Origin of the sequence: Thiomicrorhabdus immobilis (genome assembly GCF_021654855.1) — a bacterium.
Taxonomy (GTDB): domain Bacteria; phylum Pseudomonadota; class Gammaproteobacteria; order Thiomicrospirales; family Thiomicrospiraceae; genus Thiomicrorhabdus; species Thiomicrorhabdus immobilis.
Map to the genome: position 1 here is coordinate 1251640 of NZ_AP024202.1, position 15480 is coordinate 1267119.

The following is a 15480-nucleotide window of genomic DNA, read 5'->3' on the forward strand; positions in this document are numbered from 1 at the left end:
GCTACAATAGGGTGAGTGAAATGTAAACTAAGCTTACCTTCAAAATCACCTTTCAATTTTTACTCTAATAGATTAATGGAATTCTGTGTTAACACTTCAAAACCTTTCAATAAGAGCGGGCGTTAAGCCGCTTTTAGATTCTGCTACTTTAACGGTTCATCCTGGCCAAAAAATTGGTTTGATTGGCCAAAATGGCGTAGGTAAAACCACCTTGTTCAAAACCATTCTCAATGAAGTCCCCATCGAGTCGGGTAGTGTAGGGATACCGCAAAATTGGTTGATTGGCAGTGTTGAACAAGAGGTTTCAGCTAAAGATATCAATTCGCTTGAATATGTGACCTATGGCGACTCTTTATATGCAGAAAGTACCGAGAGGGTAAAGCAGGCTGAACTAGCCAATGACAATGAGGCTTTGGTTTCGGCTTATGATGGTCTAGATAAAATATCAGGTTATCTCGTTCCCAATAAAGCGAAACAGTTGCTGTATGGTTTGGGGTTTTCCGATGCGGATTTTGAAAAGAATTTGTCTGCATTCTCTGGGGGATGGCAGGTACGATTGAAGCTGGCTAGAGCGCTTATGCAACGAGCTGATTTACTGCTGTTGGATGAGCCTACTAACCACTTGGACATTGAAGCGGTTGCTTGGTTGGAGCAGTGGTTGAAGTCTTATGAAGGGGCGGTGTTGATTATCTCCCATGATAGGGATTTTTTAGATCAAGTTGTCCAAGGGATTGCCCATATACACGATCAAAAAATAACCTATTATTCAGGTAATTTTGCTGCGTTTGAGCGCCAAAGAAATGAGCAGTTGATGCAGCAGCAGGCTTTGCACGATAAGCAAAAACAGCAGATGCAGCATCTGAAAAGTTTCATTGAACGTTTTAAAGCAAAGGCGAGTAAGGCTAAGCAGGCGCAAAGCCGTGTCAAAGCTTTGGAGCGTATGGAACAGGTTGCGGCGGTACAGGCAATGAATCCGTTTATCTTCAAGTTCCTTTCGCCAGACCATCAGCCTGACCCAATGATGAATATAACGGATTTGTCGTTTGCTTATGGTGATAAGAGCATATTGAAGTCGGTCGATTTGGTGTTGCGTGCCGGCGATAGAATCGGCTTGGTTGGGGTGAACGGTTCCGGTAAGACCACGCTATTAAAACAATTGGTGGGTGAATTAAAGCCGCAAACCGGTAAGGTTATTATTAGTAAAGGTGTCAAAATCGGCTATTTTGCTCAGCACCAGATTGATTCATTGAATTTTGACCAAAGTCCTTTACAGCATATATTGGCTCAAGAAAACGCCCCTTCAGATCAGGAATCCCGAGATTTCTTAGGGCAGTTTGGCTTTTCCAATACCCAGTGTTTAGAGCCGATAAAAGCGTTTTCAGGTGGTGAAAAAGCACGCTTGGCTTTGGCGATTATCGTTTATCAAAAGCCCAATCTGATTATTTTGGATGAGCCTACCAACCATTTGGATATGGAAACACGCGATGCTTTGGATATGGCTATTCAGGAATTTGCCGGCGCGGTGATTTTGGTTACCCATGACAAGCACCTTTTGGCGAGTATTTCCGACCAGTATTGGTGGGTTCATCAAGGCAAGGTGACTTTATATCAAGGTGATTTGGATGGTTATCTTCAACAACAATTGAAAGCCATTAAGGAGACTCAGTTAGAAAATAAAGTCACCAGGCCTGGTCAGAGTAAAAAAGAATTGCGTCAGCAAAACGCCCAACAAAGAAGGGTGTTGGAAGATAAGATAAAACCTTATCAAAAAGAGATAAAAGTCTTAGATAAACGTATGGAGCAGTTACAGGCGGATTTAGCGAACTATCATGCAATGATGGAAGATGAAACGCTTTATGATGCGGCCAATAAACAAAAGCTCGCGGAGTGTTTAAAGTTGCAGGCTGGTTGCAGCCAGGAACTTGAAGAGGTTGAGATGCGTTGGCTGGAACTTGAAGGGTTGATTGAGGATATTAAGGCTGAATTGGAGTCGTAAATTCTAGCATCTTGGAGTAATTTGTATACGGTTTGTATGCAGCGGTTATCCCAAGATGCGATGGCGTTAAAAATTAACGAAAAACAGGCCCGTGTTTTAGACCAAGTTTACGTAAAATCAAAACCATAGGGCAGAAACCTGTGATGGCTGAGAACATCAGGTTCGCGCCAACAAAACCAGTTAGATATAGCCATTCTGTTGCATGGTAAACACTTAATAATGTACTTAAAAGAACCATTGTTCCAGCTACAAGCAGTACCATTCTTTCAATTGTCATTTGTTATTCCTTATTCTTTAATTAAATAGTTAAATTCGAATATTAACTTAAAGTATTTTCAGAATACCCATAAAAAATACTTTAGCATCAATTAGTCTTGCTGAGAATTCTATCAGTTTTTAACATTTACTCAAGAAAACCACTTTAAATAACGCTTTTCTTCTTGTTTTTACTCGAAATTATCAGTTTTACTTTAAATATGCGTTCGAAGCCCGTATAATCCCGTCTCAAATTTTTAACGATTATTAGATTCCCAAGTTTATGGGTGTTTTTTAATTAATCTATTGAAACTATCGAACTTTGAGATTTAAAAATGCAAGTAACTGTAGAAAAGCCAGAACAAGGTCTTGAGCACAAAATGACGGTAACGTTTCCTTCTGAGAACCTAAACTCAGCGGTTGATAAGCGTTTAAATGAAATTCGTCGCACGGTAAAAATGGATGGTTTCCGTCCAGGTAAAGTACCTTTAAGCGTAGTGAAAAAACGTCACGGTGCACAGGTTCACCAGGAAGTAATGGGCGAAGCACTGCAAAAAGCATTTTACGATGCAACTGAACAAGAAGGGATTCAGGTAGCGGGTTACCCTATGTTTGATAGTCTTGATGATAAAGACGGCGAAGTGACTTTTGTTGCTCGTTTTGAGGTTTATCCTGAAATCACGTTACCTGAATTTAGCGGTGTAAAGCTTGAAACAATCAAAGCTGAAGTAACCGATAAAGATGTTGAAAACATGATTACTCGTCTACGTGAACAGCGTATGGCTTGGAAACCTTCTAAGAGCGCAGCTAAAAAAGCCAAAGCGGGTGAGCAGGTTATCATCGATTTCACAGGAAAAATCGACGGTGAAGTGTTTGAAGGCGGTTCAGCTGAAAACGTTCCTTTAGAGCTTGGTTCTGGTCGCATGATCCCTGGTTTTGAAGATGGCATTATCGGTATGAAAAAAGGTGAAGAGAAGGCGATTGAAGTGACTTTCCCTGAAGATTACCATGCGGATTCTTTAAAAGGTAAAACAGCGGTATTCGATATCACTGTTCACTCAGTATCAACTAAAGTGCTTCCTGAAGTAGATGAAGAGTTTGTTAAGTCTTTTGGTGTTGAAGATGGTACCGAAGCTTCTTTGATCAAAGAGATTAAAGACAGCATGGAAAAAGAACTGGCTCGTGCAGTTGAAAGCAAAAACCGCGCTGCGGCATTGAAAGCATTACAAAGCATCGTTGATGTTGAATTGCCTAAGTCTTTAATCGATCAAGAAGTTAAAAACTTGATGGATCGTGCTGTTCAAAGCATGCAGCAGCAAGGTGTTAAACCTGAAGATGTTAAAATCGAAGCGGCTCACTTTGAAGATGAAGCTAAAGAACGTGTTAAGTTAGGTTTGGTCTTGGGTGATATCATCAAAGCAAACAACTTAGAAGCGTCTAACGAAGAAGTTGAAGCCTACATCACTGAGCAAGCTTCTTCATATGAAGACCCTTCAGAAGTGGTTAACTGGTATGCTCAAAACCCAGGTGCACGTTCTGAGATTCGTGCCATTTTAGTAGAAGGTAAAGTCGCTGCTAAAATCATTGCTGAAGCAAAAGTAAAAGAAGTTTCTAAAACTTTTGAAGAAGTTATCAATACACCTGCGTAATCCAATTTACAAAGCTGTAGCGACATAAAAACTTAACCCTGGGCATAAAATTACTATTTGTGCCTGGGGTTAAGTTTTTTTTTGTCTCAGAAAAGGCTAAGATACTCTAAACTACAAATTTAATGAAAATAGAACCTACAGGAAATACAGCGGAATATGGATAACATGATTCACAATGCACTCGTGCCAATGGTGGTTGAACAAACTAGTCGTGGCGAGCGTTCATACGATATTTATTCTAGACTTTTAAAAGAACGCGTTATCTTTTTAGTTGGGCAGGTAGAAGACCATATGGCTAACTTGATTGTTGCCCAATTGTTGTTTTTGGAATCAGAGAATCCTGATAAAGATATTCATTTATATATCAATTCTCCTGGGGGTAGTGTGACTGCAGGTATGGCAATTTATGACACGATGCGTTTCATCAAGCCTGATGTAAGCACCATGTGTATTGGTCAAGCGGCAAGTATGGGTTCATTCCTTCTTTCTGCCGGTGCTAAAGGTAAACGTTTTGCTTTGCCTAATTCACGTGTAATGATTCACCAGCCATTAGGCGGTTTTCAAGGGCAAGCAAGTGATATTCAGATTCACGCTCAAGAAATCATGCAAATCAAAGATAAACTGAATGCAGCCTTAGCCGAACATACCGGCCAGGACATCAAAACTATTGAACGAGATACTGATAGAGATAATTTCATGAGCGCCCAGCAAGCTTGTGATTATGGTTTGGTCGATAAAGTATTAACAAATCGTTAGGACAGTAAGATATGAGTGAAGATAAGACATTGTATTGTTCTTTTTGTGGAAAAGGACAAGATGAAGTTAGAAAGTTAATCGCAGGTCCATCTGTCTATATTTGTGACGAGTGTGTTGAGCTTTGTAACGATATATTGCGTGATGAGTTTGGTGAGGAAGATATCAGCCAGTTTGAATTGGAGAACTTGCCGACACCTCATGAAATCAGTGCGATTCTGGATGATTATGTCATTGGTCAGTTTAATGCTAAAAAAGTGCTTTCGGTTGCGGTTTACAACCACTACAAGCGTTTGCAGCAGTCGCATGTTAAAGATGATGTTGAATTAACCAAGAGTAATATTCTGTTAATTGGGCCGACAGGTTCAGGTAAAACATTACTTGCGCAAACTTTAGCACGTTTATTGGATGTGCCTTTTGCCATTGCCGATGCAACCACTTTGACAGAAGCGGGTTATGTTGGGGAAGATGTTGAGAGCATTGTTTTAAAATTGCTACAGCGTTGTGATAACGACCCTGAAAAAGCAGAGCGCGGTATTATCTATATCGATGAGATCGACAAGATTACCCGTAAATCTGAAAACCCATCCATCACTCGTGATGTATCGGGTGAAGGGGTTCAGCAAGCATTATTGAAATTGGTTGAAGGGACTATGGCATCCGTTCCACCGCAAGGCGGGCGTAAGCACCCTAATCAAGATATGATTCAAGTTGATACTTCAAAGATCCTGTTTATTGTGGGTGGAGCTTTTGAAGGCCTTGATAAGATTATTGACCAGCGTACAGAGACCAATATCGGCATCGGTTTCTCTGCAGAAGTCAAAACTAAGGACAAGCAGTTAACGGTTACTGAGAAGTTCAAGAAGATTGAACCTGAAGATTTAATCAAATTTGGTTTGATTCCGGAATTTGTCGGACGTCTTCCTATGATTGCTTCACTTGAAGAGCTTGATGAAGAGGCGTTGATTCAAATTTTGACCGAGCCGAAAAACGCCTTGGTTAAGCAGTTCCAGAAGATGTTTGAGCTGGAAGGGGCTGAATTACAGTTTAGAAAAGATGCTTTATCTGAAATTGCCAATTTAGCGATTGAAAGAAAAACGGGAGCTCGTGGTCTGCGTTCGATTTTGGAGCAATTGTTGCTTGATACGATGTATGACTTGCCAAGCTTGAAAAATGTAGAAAAGGTCGTTATTAATAAAGCAGTGATACAAGGCAAGAAGTCACCGTTGCTTGTATATAAGGATGAAACACCTAAAAAAGCTTCGAGTGAGTAAAAAGTTTAAAACAGCCTGTTGTAGTTAATGTTTTAGACCCAGCTTTATGCTGGGTTTTTTAAAGGTAAAAATTACCTGATAAGGGATGAAAATGGATATTGATCAAGTAAGTATGAAAATGAATGTTCTGATATTGCCATTGAGGGATGTGGTGGTTTTTCCTGGGAATGTAATGCCTTTATTTGTGGGTAGAGAAAAATCAATACAAGCTTTAAATGAAGCTATGCAAGGCGATAAACAAATATTTTTAGTGACTCAAAAGAGCGCAGAGTTGGATGTGCCAACCCTAGAGGATTTGTATTCTGTGGGTACGATGGCGAATATCTTGCAGCTTTTGAAACTTCCTGATGGCACTGTCAAGGTGTTGGTTGAAGGGGTTCAGCGTTTTAGATTGACGAGTTTACATGTAGAAGAGAATGTCCTGCTTGGTGATATCAGTGAAATCGAAACGAATCCGGAAAATGAAACCGATACGATTGTTTTAATGCGTGCGTTAAGCGAAAGGTTTGGGCTGTTTGCCGAGTTGAAGAAAAAAATACCTTCCGAAGTCAAAGTGTCTGTGCAAAAGGAGACCGATCCTGACCGTATGGTGGATTTGATCTCGTCCAACCTAAAACTTTCGGTTGATGAGAAGCAGTCTTTACTTGAACTTACTTCGACCAGCGAAAGATTGGAACGCGTTTTGGCATTGGTCGAGACCGAACTTGAGATGCTCGAATCTGAAAGACGTATTACCAGTCGTGTTAAGAAACAGATGGATAAAACTCAGCGTGAGTATTATCTGAATGAAAAAATAAAAGCGATACATAGTGAGTTATCTGGCGGTGATGAAGAAGCGGTTAATGAATTGGATGAAATCAAGCAGCGTATTGAAAAAGCCGGCTTAACTGATTCAGCTAAAACCAAGGCGAATTCTGAGCTTAAAAAACTCAAAATGATGCCGGCTCAATCTTCAGAGGCGACGGTGGTCCGAAACTATTTAGATTGGTTGTTGGATATTCCCTGGAAGAAACGTAGCCGTGTTTCTAAAGACTTAAATAAAGCCCAAACCATTCTAGATGCACAGCATTATGGACTGGAAAAGGTTAAAGAGCGTATTGTCGAATACCTGGCGGTGCAAAAGCGTGTTGGCAAGATGAAAGGGCCTATTCTATGTTTGGTTGGGCCTCCTGGTGTGGGTAAAACGTCATTGGCGCGTTCTATCGCCGAGGCGACTAACCGTAAATATGTTCGCATGTCGTTAGGTGGGGTACGTGACGAGGCGGAGATAAGAGGGCACCGTAAGACTTATATTGGTGCCTTACCAGGTAAAATCATTCAAAAGATGCATTCTGCAGGCACTAAAAACCCGCTGTTTTTACTTGATGAAATCGATAAGATGTCGAGTGATATGCGTGGCGATCCGGCATCGGCTCTATTGGAGGTTTTAGATCCAGAACAAAACAGCACCTTTAACGATCACTATCTAGAAGTGGATTATGATTTGTCCGATGTTATGTTTGTAGCCACCTCAAACTCGATGGACATTCCTGAAGCCTTGTTGGACCGTATGGAAGTAATTAACCTTTCAGGTTATACCGAACCTGAGAAATTGAATATCGCTAAACAGCATCTATTGCCAAGAGCTTTGAAAGACCACGGTTTGAAAGTGGATGAGTTGGAAATTGAAGAGTCGGCTATTTTAGCTATTATCCAGACCTATACGAGAGAAGCGGGTGTGCGCTTATTGGCTCGTGAGCTTTCGAAGATCTGTCGTAAGGCCGTTAAAAAATTGGTAACCAATGAAGTAGCAGCCGACAAGATTGTCGTGACCGTACAAGATTTAGAGTCGTATTTAGGTGTGGCACGTTATCGTGTCGGTCTGGCCGATTCAGAAAACCGTATTGGTCAAGTTTCAGGTCTTGCGTGGACAAAAGTAGGTGGCGATTTATTGCGTATAGAAGCGACTGCGATGCCAGGTAAGGGCAAATTGTCTAGTACCGGTCAATTGGGTAGCGTCATGCAAGAGTCCGTACAAGCTGCTATGAGTGTGATTAGAAGCCGTTCTAAAACCTTAGGTCTCGCCGATGATTTCTATGAAACCAATGATTTGCACCTTCACTTTCCGGAAGGGGCGATCAAAAAGGACGGTCCAAGTGCAGGTATTGCAATCTGTACGGCCATTACATCGGTTTTAACCAAGATTCCGGTAAGAGCGGATGTGGCAATGACAGGGGAGATTACGTTACGTGGTGAGGTTTTACCTATTGGCGGTCTAAAAGAGAAGTTGTTGGCTGCTCTGCGTGGTGGAATTAAAACCGTATTGATTCCGCATGATAATGTTCGTGATTTGGCCGATGTTCCAGATGAGGTTAAAAGTCAGCTGGATATTCATCCTGTGCAGTGGGTCGATGAGGTCTTGCAATTGGCTTTAACAGAGCTGCCAAAGCCTATAGATAGCTTATCTGAGGGTATAACTTATACTGATGAAAAGCCGCAAAAAACCTCGCAAAAGGCGTCAAATCGACATTAATTGGTAAATATACGTTTTTTTGCTTGACACCATTTGGTGATGATTGCTATAAATGCATGAGCCAAAGGTGGTGGATAAAAAAATACATTAAAAAAACTCATGGAGAAAAAAATGAATAAATCTGAATTAGTAAGTGCAATCGCAGAAGAAGCTGGTTTAACAAAGGCAGATGCAGCTAAAGCATTAGATGCAACAGTAGCTTCTATTACTAAAGCAATGAGCTCAGGTGATTCTGTTGCTATTATCGGTTTTGGTACTTTCAAAGTTGGTGAGCGTTCTGCACGTACTGGTCGTAACCCACAAACTGGTGCTGAAATGCAAATTCCTGCAGCTAAAGTTCCTAAGTTTACTGCTGGTAAAGCACTAAAAGAAGCGGTTAATTAATAACTTAGAAATTAGCTGTCAAAAAAATGTAAAAAAACATTTAAATTTGATTGACAAGCTCTCCCAGAACTCTATAATACGCCACATCAATTAAGCACAGCAACACAGGCCACAAGCCATGTAGAGCAAGTTTGATTGGGTGATTAGCTCAGTTGGGAGAGCATCGCCCTTACAAGGCGAGGGTCACTGGTTCGAGCCCAGTATCACCCACCACGGAGCGGTAGTTCAGCTGGTTAGAATACCTGCCTGTCACGCAGGGGGTCGCGGGTTCGAATCCCGTCCGCTCCGCCATATTTTAAAGCTAGTCTTGACTAGCTTTTTTATTGCAAATCTTCAGGAGTTTGCAGTAAACAAAAGTTAAGCTTTAAGCACTTACAAAGTGTCTAAATTAAGACTTAACTTACATCCTGGGTGATTAGCTCAGTTGGGAGAGCATCGCCCTTACAAGGCGAGGGTCACTGGTTCGAGCCCAGTATCACCCACCATACAATTAGGAGCGGTAGTTCAGCTGGTTAGAATACCTGCCTGTCACGCAGGGGGTCGCGGGTTCGAATCCCGTCCGCTCCGCCAGTATCTAAAAAGCCATTACAGTTCACTGTAGTGGCTTTTTTCATTTCTAGGATTTATTTTCTGCTTTCCATTGCTTATTTCCATTAATCGAATCGTTGGTTGCATTGCCAATACAACTTGGATCGTAACTTAGACCTTAACTTAGTTTATTACATCTGGTGATAACCTTGTTTTGATGATTTACTGTGATTATTGTTGGTAGATGTTGTGTAGTTTTGGTTTTAACGCTGGCAAGCTTCAATCTACCAGGCCTGGTGAGCTTTATTTTCGGGAAGGGGTTATGTTTATGGCTTTAAGCCAGTTTGTCATTGTATGCAGGTTTGTAGAGCAGGTAATGTATTTATTGAATCCATAAAAAAACCGCGCTTGTGAAGGTGCGGTTTTAATTAATCTAGAATGTTTCAACTGCTTACATTCAAACCTACCAGGCCTGGTAGGTATTATGAACAGTTTGAATTAGGTTGAAGCTGTCACGTTGTAACCACCATCAACATAAGTGATTTCACCTGTGATACCTGAAGCTAAATCAGAACATAGGAATGCCGCTGTATTGCCGACCTCTTCAATCGTTACATTGCGACGTAGTGGGGTAGCTTGTGCTGCTTTGTCCAGCATGCTTCTGAAGTCCTTGATTCCAGCGGCAGCAAGCGTGCGGATAGGGCCTGCTGAAACGGCGTTTACACGGATTCCGTCTTGTCCTAAGTCTGCGGCCAAATAACGTACCGTTGCTTCTAAAGACGCTTTGGCAATGCCCATGACATTGTAGTTAGGTACCGCACGTTCAGCACCAAGATAAGAAACCGTCATTACTGAACCATTTTTGGCTTTTAACATATCGTAAGCGGCTTTAGTACAAGCTGTTAAGCTGTAGGCACTGATGTCATGCGCGATGCTGAAACCTGTGCGGGTAGAGGCGTCAATCATGCGTCCTTCAAGCTCTTCACGCGGAGCAAAAGCAACCGAGTGAACCAGAATATCTAAACCATCAGTCCAAGTTTTAGCTAATTCAGCAAAAGTGGCGTCAATTTCAGCGTCGCTGGCGACATCTAAAGGAAGAATAATGGTGGATCCTAACTCATCAGCGATTTTTTCCACACGACCTTTAAGTTTTTCGTTTTGGTAAGTTAACGCGATTTCCGCGCCTTGTTCACGCATTTGTTTCGCAATACCGTAAGCGATAGATTTATTGTTTGCAACGCCGATGATTAAGGCTTTTTTTCCAGTAAGGAATCCCATATTGTTCTCCAATAGTGATTTATTAGACAGAGACATTCTTGATTTTATCTAAACTGATTGAGTATCTCAGAATCGTTTGTAGAGTAACTTGAATGTCATTAAAATTTATACGCATTATAACGCTAAATTATTGGTTATAATGCTCGAAGTTATGAATTTTAAATACCTTCAGTCATTGTTTATGGGAAATACCACTTTGTTTAAATCTCAACAGAGCATGATTTACAAAAACCGTTGTAAAAACGGGTGTTTAAACCGCTTTAGATGGCTCTTAGTGTTGATTGGTGTTTCTATTGCCACGGCAAATCATGCAGGGAATTTGAATTCTCCTTATTCAAACGAACAGGTTCAACAACAAACCCTATTCAGTTCTTTTAGTTCGCCTCCTAAACACTTGGATCCGGTTGTCTCTTACAACTCAAATGAGTGGGCTTTTTTAAGTCAGATTTATGAGCCTCCCTTGCAATACCATTACTTGAGACGCCCTTATCAAGTAGAGCCGTTAACACTTACCAAAATGCCTGAAATTCGCTATTTAGACCAAGCGAACAGGGCGGTTTCTGAAAACAGTAAACAAATTAAATTCACCGAGTATCTCTTTGAATTAAAAGAGGATGTTAAGTTCCAAAACCACCCGGCTTTTGCTCAAAAAGGAGGCGGGTATCTCTATCATGCTTTAACCGATAATCAGTTGGCATCAATCAATAGTGTTAATGATTTCGCAGAACAGTCCAGTCGCAACCTACATGCAAAAGACTATGTTTATGCAATCAAACGTATGGCTTTGCGTCAAAATCATTCGCCAATTCTGGATTCGATGCAGGCTTATATTGTGGGTTTAAAAACATTCTCAGAAACGGTCACAGCGGCGTTTTCCGAACAACTCAAACAAGAAGGTGCGCAGAGCAAATACCGTTATTTCGACTTGAATCAGTATGAGATTAGTGGTGTTCAAGTTATTGATAAGACACATTTTAAAATCAAGATTAATGGTGTTTACCCACAGTTTTTGTATTGGCTGACCATGAACTTTTTTGCACCGATACCTTGGGAGGCTGATAAGTTTTATAAACAACCAGGCCTGGTAGAAAAAAATATCACTTTAGATACTTCTCCTGTTGGAACAGGGGCTTATTATTTGGCTGAGAACAACCCTAATCGTATTATGCGTTTACTGGTTAACCCAAATTATCATCAAGCCTATTATCCAACGGATGGCTTGGCTGATGATGCCGATCCCGCTTTACTTGCTGACGCTGGCAAGCCTTTACCGTTTATTAAAGAAGTGGTGTATAGCTTAGAAAAAGAGAGTGTGCCTCTATGGAATAAGTTCTTACAAGGCTATTACGATGCTTCAGGTGTGAGTTCAGATAGTTTTGATCAGGCGGTTTCCGTTTCCGGTTCTGGCAATATGAATTTAACCACTGCGATGCAACAAAAAGGCATTCAGTTTTTAAGCCAGGTAGAACCGACTATTTACTACTTTGGCTTTAATATGGCTGACCCTGTTGTGGGAGGCTACTCAAAAAAACAACAAAAATTACGTCAAGCCATCAGTATTGCCATTAATTTTGAGGAGTATATTTCCATCTTTATGAATGGGCGTGGAATTGCGGCACAAGGGCCGATTCCTCCAGGAATTGTCGGCTATGAATCGGGGCAAAATGGAATCAATCCATTTATGTATGATTGGCAGGATAATCACCCGCGCCGTAAATCGATTGAATACGCGAAAAAGTTATTGGCTGAAGCGGGCTATCCCAATGGCCGCAAAAAAAACGGTGAGGTCCTGTCGCTTTATTATGATACCGCGGCAACTGGTCCAGATAGCCAGTCACAGTTGAATTGGTATCGTAAACAGTTCGCTAAGTTAGGGATAAACTTGATTATTCGTGCCACCGACTACAATCGTTTTCAAGACAAAATCCGCCAGGCAAAAGGCCAGATGTTTAGTTGGGGTTGGAATGCTGATTATCCAGATCCGGAGAATTTCCTATTCTTGCTTTACGGAGGCAATGCCACCATTAACACCAAAGGTAGCGGTGTCAACAGTGCGAACTACGATAATAAAAGGTTCAATCAACTGTTTAAACAGATGAAAACCATGCCGAATGGTCCTGAACGATTGGCGATTATCCAAAAAATGGTTAAGTTGGTGCAACAAGATGCTCCTTGGGCATGGGGCTTCCACCCCAAATCATTGGCTCTGTACCATAGTTGGTATAAAAACGTCTGGCCGAATGCGTTAGCCAATAACACCATCAAATACAAACGAATCGATGCACAACAGCGCTATGAAAATCAGAAAAACTGGAATAAACCGGTGATTTGGCCGATTGTTTTAATGTTGGTTTTAGTCCTTGTTTCTATTTGGCCGCTCAAAAAGGCGTATCAACAACGCCAAAAAACCAAGCTTAAAGCGGAGGGTTCAGCAATGCTTCAATCAGAAAGCATGACCAGCAAAAATGGCGAGGTCAGTTGATGTTTGCCTATATTGTTAGACGTCTGTTATTTGCCGTACCGATTCTAATCGGGGTGAATCTAATCACTTTTGCGCTGTTTTTTATGGTGAATACCCCTGACGATATGGCGCGTGCCCAATTGGGCGCTAAACAGACCACACCAGAGATGATTCAGGCCTGGAAGGTAGACCATGGTTACGATAAGCCCTTGTTTGTTAACCAAAGCGCAGAGGGTGCAAGTCTGTTAACCGATACCTTGTTTGTCCAAGAGTCATTAAAACTTTTCAGTTTTGATTTTGGTCAGTCGGATTCAGGCCGCCAAATCTCATCGGATATCTATGAACGCATGTGGCCAAGTTTGGCCATTGCTTTGCCGACATTTATTATTGGTTTGGTCACCAATATAGCGATAGCTCTGTTGATAGTGTTGTTTAGAGGGTCAACACTGGACAGTGTTACCATGGGTGTTGCGGTGGCGATTATGTCGATTTCCGGGCTGTTTTACATTATCGCCGGGCAAGTTTTGTTCAGTAAAACCTGGCATTGGGTGCCCATCTCCGGTTATGCAGAAGGGCTTGAAGGACTTAAGTTCTTGGTCTTGCCGGTGTTGATTGGTGTGTTTGCTGGAATCGGTGCGGGCATTCGTTGGTATCGCAGCATCTTCTTAGAAGAGATCAATAAAGACTATGTACGTACTGCACGGGCTAAGGGATTGTCTGAAATTAAGGTGTTGTTTGGTCATGTTCTACAAAACGGACTTTTGCCCATCTTGACCGGTGTGGTGGTGGTGATTCCCAGCCTATTTATGGGCAGTTTAATCATGGAATCGTTCTTTGGTATACCAGGCCTGGGCAGTTATACGATTGATGCCATTCAATCCCAGGATTTTGGGATTGTTAAGGCCATGGTTTTCTTAGGTTCGGTGCTTTATATTATTGGTCTGATTTTGACTGATATCTCCTATACCTATTTTGATCCAAGGGTGAAACTCTCATGATGGATTCCATGATGCCGGTATTTTTATGGACGGATATTATGATTTGGGGGTTATTTATCCTAATCGTGATGGGTATAGTCCAGATTTTGCATGACCCACAAAAACGCGCACAATGGCACTCTGTATTTCAATCTAAAACCGCCATGGTCTCTGTTTTGGTTCTATTGGTGTATTTTTCCATCGCGTTGCTCGATTCAGTTCATTTTAAAAACACCCCAGATGCGCAGGACGTAACCAACAGCAATACACACAAAGAGTTAATCAGTGTTTTGGACATGGGCTTGGAGCATCTCATTCAAAATACAGAGAGAACCTATTCAGCGCCTTTTGCCTTACATGAATACAGTTCAACTGTGGTGTATGGCGAAAATGGCCAAGTTCAACAAGTCTATCTGCCGCTCAAACATGTTGCACAACACATCGATATGGACAAGAGTTTAGTCACTTATGATGTGTTAACTCAAATCGTTTGGGCATTAATGGGAGCGCTAAGCCTATTGATGGGCATTGCGATTTTCCATAGCTACTTTTATTTGAATTCTCTGGCTCGACAAACCGCCGAGGTTAAACAACAAAGACTGCCTTGGGGAATGGCTTACCTAACCTTGTTTTCGATTACCTTTATTGGCCTGGCATTTTATATATTAAGTTTTGATTACCATGTCTTAGGCACCAATAAAGTCGGTGAAGACGTGCTTTATCAGTCTTTGAAAAGTATACGCACAGGAGTGTTGATTGGCGGTTTAACTACTGTTGTGATGCTACCTTTGGCCTTGTTGCTGGGGATCAGTGCTGGCTACTTCAAAGGTTGGATTGATGATGTCATTCAGTATCTGTACACCACCTTAAACTCCATTCCAGGTGTACTATTGATTGCTGCGGCGGTGTTGGTGATGCAATCGATTATGAGCACGCATGCCGATTGGTTTGGCAGTACCGAAGAGCGTGCCGACATGCGTTTGCTGTTTTTAATCTTGATTTTAGGGATGACCAGTTGGACAGGGCTATGTCGTTTATTACGTGCCGAAACCCTAAAAATCAGTCAAATCGAATATGTGACCGCCGCTAAAGCATTTGGTCTAAAACCGTTTACCATTATCCGTAGACATGTTTTTCCTAATCTAGTTCATTTAATCTTAATCGCTTTGGTGCTCGATTTTAGTGGCTTAGTGCTTGCAGAGGCCGTATTGTCTTATGTAGGTGTAGGGGTCGATCCCACCATGCCAAGCTGGGGGAATATGATTAACCAGGCCAGGTTGGAAATGGCCAGGGAGCCAATGGTTTGGTGGTCGTTGGTATCGGCGTTTATCTTTATGTTTATTTTAGTGTTAGCGGCGAACTTGTTCGCGGATAGAGTACAGTGGGTATTAAACCCAAGGTCTGAAAAATAGG

Annotated in this window: 11 protein-coding genes and 4 tRNA genes; 13 read left to right on the plus strand and 2 right to left on the minus strand. The window is 41.6% G+C overall.

Annotated features, from left to right (window positions below; translation table 11 throughout):
- The first annotated feature begins 85 nt into the window (after positions 1–85).
- Entirely contained in the window at positions 86–1996 is a 1911-nt protein-coding gene (locus L6421_RS05595; protein ID WP_237264413.1) for an ATP-binding cassette domain-containing protein, read from the plus strand.
- 73 nt (positions 1997–2069) lie between these two features.
- Here the strand turns inward: L6421_RS05595 and L6421_RS05600 are convergent, their stop codons facing one another.
- The gene (locus L6421_RS05600; protein WP_237264415.1) at positions 2070–2273 is read right to left on the minus strand and encodes a YgaP family membrane protein; all 204 of its coding nucleotides are present in this window, start codon (positions 2271–2273) and stop codon (positions 2070–2072) included.
- A 313-nt stretch (positions 2274–2586) separates the two neighbouring features.
- Here L6421_RS05600 and tig point away from each other — a divergent pair, with 313 nt between their 5' ends.
- From tig to L6421_RS05645, 9 genes are all read left to right on the plus strand, one after another.
- Positions 2587–3900 (plus strand): trigger factor, encoded by a 1314-nt coding sequence (gene tig / locus L6421_RS05605; protein WP_237264417.1) that lies wholly within the window; start codon positions 2587–2589, stop codon positions 3898–3900.
- Positions 3901–4056: 156 nt separating this feature from the next.
- Positions 4057–4656, plus strand: a complete 600-nt coding sequence (gene clpP, locus L6421_RS05610) for an ATP-dependent Clp endopeptidase proteolytic subunit ClpP (RefSeq protein ID WP_311195295.1) — start codon at positions 4057–4059, stop codon at positions 4654–4656.
- 11 nt (positions 4657–4667) lie between these two features.
- The gene (gene clpX / locus L6421_RS05615) at positions 4668–5927 is read left to right on the plus strand and encodes an ATP-dependent Clp protease ATP-binding subunit ClpX (protein WP_237264419.1); all 1260 of its coding nucleotides are present in this window, start codon (positions 4668–4670) and stop codon (positions 5925–5927) included.
- A gap of 91 nt (positions 5928–6018) precedes the next feature.
- Complete coding sequence (gene lon / locus L6421_RS05620; protein ID WP_237264420.1) at positions 6019–8439, plus strand: endopeptidase La; 2421 nt, start codon at positions 6019–6021, stop codon at positions 8437–8439.
- Between the two features lie 111 nt (positions 8440–8550).
- Positions 8551–8823 carry a non-specific DNA-binding protein Hbs gene (gene hbs / locus L6421_RS05625; protein WP_040725123.1) on the plus strand — a complete coding sequence of 91 codons (273 nt, stop codon included), beginning with the start codon at positions 8551–8553 and terminating at the stop codon, positions 8821–8823.
- A gap of 137 nt (positions 8824–8960) precedes the next feature.
- Positions 8961–9036 (plus strand) — tRNA-Val (locus L6421_RS05630).
- Between the two features lies 1 nt (position 9037).
- Positions 9038–9114, plus strand: a tRNA-Asp gene (locus tag L6421_RS05635).
- Between the two features lie 118 nt (positions 9115–9232).
- A tRNA-Val gene (locus L6421_RS05640) sits at positions 9233–9308 on the plus strand.
- An 8-nt stretch (positions 9309–9316) separates the two neighbouring features.
- Positions 9317–9393, plus strand: a tRNA-Asp gene (locus L6421_RS05645).
- A 456-nt stretch (positions 9394–9849) separates the two neighbouring features.
- On the opposite strand, the gene L6421_RS05650 is transcribed toward L6421_RS05645, so the two are convergent.
- A complete protein-coding gene (locus L6421_RS05650; RefSeq protein WP_237264422.1) occupies positions 9850–10629 on the minus strand; it encodes an enoyl-ACP reductase FabI in 780 nt (259 codons plus the stop codon).
- Between the two features lie 151 nt (positions 10630–10780).
- Here L6421_RS05650 and L6421_RS05655 point away from each other — a divergent pair, with 151 nt between their 5' ends.
- From L6421_RS05655 to L6421_RS05665, 3 genes are read left to right on the plus strand one after another with little or no spacing between them, the layout of a single operon-like run.
- Positions 10781–13111 carry an ABC transporter substrate-binding protein gene (locus tag L6421_RS05655; protein ID WP_237264424.1) on the plus strand — a complete coding sequence of 777 codons (2331 nt, stop codon included), beginning with the start codon at positions 10781–10783 and terminating at the stop codon, positions 13109–13111.
- Complete coding sequence (locus L6421_RS05660; protein ID WP_237264426.1) at positions 13111–14088, plus strand: ABC transporter permease; 978 nt, start codon at positions 13111–13113, stop codon at positions 14086–14088. Before L6421_RS05655 ends, L6421_RS05660 begins: the two co-directional genes overlap by 1 nt.
- Entirely contained in the window at positions 14085–15479 is a 1395-nt protein-coding gene (locus tag L6421_RS05665) for an ABC transporter permease (protein ID WP_311195296.1), read from the plus strand. The genes L6421_RS05660 and L6421_RS05665 overlap by 4 nt, the downstream gene beginning before the upstream one ends.
- Position 15480: the final 1 nt, after the last annotated feature.

Coding starts and splice junctions, on each gene's coding strand:
- L6421_RS05600 (WP_237264415.1), bottom strand. CDS start 2,273: ATGACAATTGAAAGAATGGTACTGCTTGTAGCTGGAACAATGGTTCTT.
- tig (WP_237264417.1), top strand. CDS start 2,587: ATGCAAGTAACTGTAGAAAAGCCAGAACAAGGTCTTGAGCACAAAATG.
- clpP (WP_311195295.1), top strand. CDS start 4,057: ATGGATAACATGATTCACAATGCACTCGTGCCAATGGTGGTTGAACAA.
- clpX (WP_237264419.1), top strand. CDS start 4,668: ATGAGTGAAGATAAGACATTGTATTGTTCTTTTTGTGGAAAAGGACAA.
- lon (WP_237264420.1), top strand. CDS start 6,019: ATGGATATTGATCAAGTAAGTATGAAAATGAATGTTCTGATATTGCCA.
- hbs (WP_040725123.1), top strand. CDS start 8,551: ATGAATAAATCTGAATTAGTAAGTGCAATCGCAGAAGAAGCTGGTTTA.
- L6421_RS05650 (WP_237264422.1), bottom strand. CDS start 10,629: ATGGGATTCCTTACTGGAAAAAAAGCCTTAATCATCGGCGTTGCAAAC.
- L6421_RS05655 (WP_237264424.1), top strand. CDS start 10,781: ATGAATTTTAAATACCTTCAGTCATTGTTTATGGGAAATACCACTTTG.
- L6421_RS05660 (WP_237264426.1), top strand. CDS start 13,111: ATGTTTGCCTATATTGTTAGACGTCTGTTATTTGCCGTACCGATTCTA.
- L6421_RS05665 (WP_311195296.1), top strand. CDS start 14,085: ATGATGGATTCCATGATGCCGGTATTTTTATGGACGGATATTATGATT.